The organism is Pseudomonas sp. NPDC089569 (genome assembly GCF_050280625.1).
GTDB lineage: Bacteria > Pseudomonadota > Gammaproteobacteria > Pseudomonadales > Pseudomonadaceae > Aquipseudomonas.
Genome location: NZ_JBNNVQ010000265.1, coordinates 1 through 1,321 on the forward strand (window position 1 = coordinate 1; position 1,321 = coordinate 1,321).

Sequence of the window (1,321 nt, forward strand, 5' to 3'; positions counted from 1 at the left end):
GCCAAACCGGGAAAGTCTGTAATCAGGCTGTCAACGCCGAAGTCAGCGAGCCTGCGCATCAGCGCAGGTTCGTTGACGGTCCAGACTGACACATGCAGCCCCTGACGCTGCGCCTTTTGCAGGCGTTCCGGCGTGCACAGCGTCCAGTTCAGCGCCAGAATCTCGCAGCCATAACTTTGCGCGACCTTCAGCGGGTCGAGCCAGGCGTACTCGGCCACCAGGCCGCGGGACACGTCCGGCACCAGATCCAGTGCGGCTTTCAGTACTTCCCGTGAACTCGAGGTGATCGTCACCTTGTCCAGCAGGCCATGGCGTTGAACCAGTTCGCGGATCGCCAGTACGGTGGTCGCGGCACGGGTGCGCGAGGCGCTCTTGACCTCCAGTTGCCAGTGTTCGAAATCGCATTGTTCGAACAACGTTTCCAGCGTCGGAATCGGGCACGGCTTGATCCAGCCCGGCCCGCCCTTGCGTGCGTCGTAGGTCACCAGCTCCGCCGCCGTGTGCTCGACGACCTTGCCGCGCCGGTCGGTGGTGCGCTTGAGGGTCGGGTCATGGATGACCATCAGCTCGCCATCCATGGACAGGTGCAGGTCCAGTTCGCAACGGCGTACGCCGTGTTTCAGACATTCCTGAAAACTGGTCAGGGTGTTTTCCGGTGCTTCGCCTTTGGCGCCGCGATGGCCGTAGATCAGAGTCACGGTTCTTCCTTAAATTAATTGCCTGATTCGAGTAGTTCACGGGCCTGGCGTCGTTCCTGGGCCTGTTTCTGCAAGATATAGCGAGCAAGCAACTGTCGCTGGGCATCGGTCAGGTGTTCGAACTCGGTGCCGACGTCGTAGCCATCGCCCTTGCGGTCGCAATGGGTGACGCGGGCACGCAGCAACAGGCCCAGGGCTTGCGGCATCAGCACCAGCTTGATCGACAGGCGTGCATCGGTGGCAATGGGGGTGGGGTGTTGAAAGTCGATGCCGCCTTCGGAAATGATCACCGGCTGCGGCTCACCGATCTGGCCCAGTACGGTGATGGCGATCACCTGGCTCAGCAAATCGATGCGCTTGTTCTGGGATTTCAGGAATGCCGCGAGGTTGCGGTCGCGCTCGCTGATCTGGCGCAACAGGTGCTGCGACTCGAATTCACTCAGGTGCAACTCGCTGAGCAGATTGAAGAGTGGGGAAGCATCCTGCAACACTTCCTGGCCTGCGGCTTCAGGCGCGGACAGGGGCCTAATTTCCAGCCTGGTGCAAGCGCCGCAAGATCCAGATCATCACCACCGGCGGTGCAGGCGGGCAGATCGATCCGACGCTGATTCAGGTCGTCGACC

Annotated in this window: 2 protein-coding genes and 1 pseudogene; 1 reads left to right on the forward strand and 2 read right to left on the reverse strand. The window is 61.3% G+C overall.

Annotated features, from left to right (window positions below):
* Together ACQKP2_RS32945 and ACQKP2_RS32950 are read right to left on the reverse strand one after the other, a co-directional pair.
* On the reverse strand, nucleotides 1-698 hold a 698-nt coding region (locus ACQKP2_RS32945), incomplete at its 3' end, for a glycerophosphodiester phosphodiesterase (RefSeq protein ID WP_427582396.1).
* Between the two features lie 14 nt (nucleotides 699-712).
* Nucleotides 713-1,234 (reverse strand): PilZ domain-containing protein, encoded by a 522-nt coding sequence (locus ACQKP2_RS32950; protein ID WP_427582397.1) that lies wholly within the window; start codon nucleotides 1,232-1,234, stop codon nucleotides 713-715.
* Between ACQKP2_RS32950 and ACQKP2_RS32955 the strand changes: the two are divergent.
* A pseudogene (locus ACQKP2_RS32955) lies at nucleotides 1,234-1,321 on the forward strand (tRNA threonylcarbamoyladenosine dehydratase); the annotation flags it as partial. The gene ACQKP2_RS32950 and the pseudogene ACQKP2_RS32955 overlap by 1 nt on opposite strands.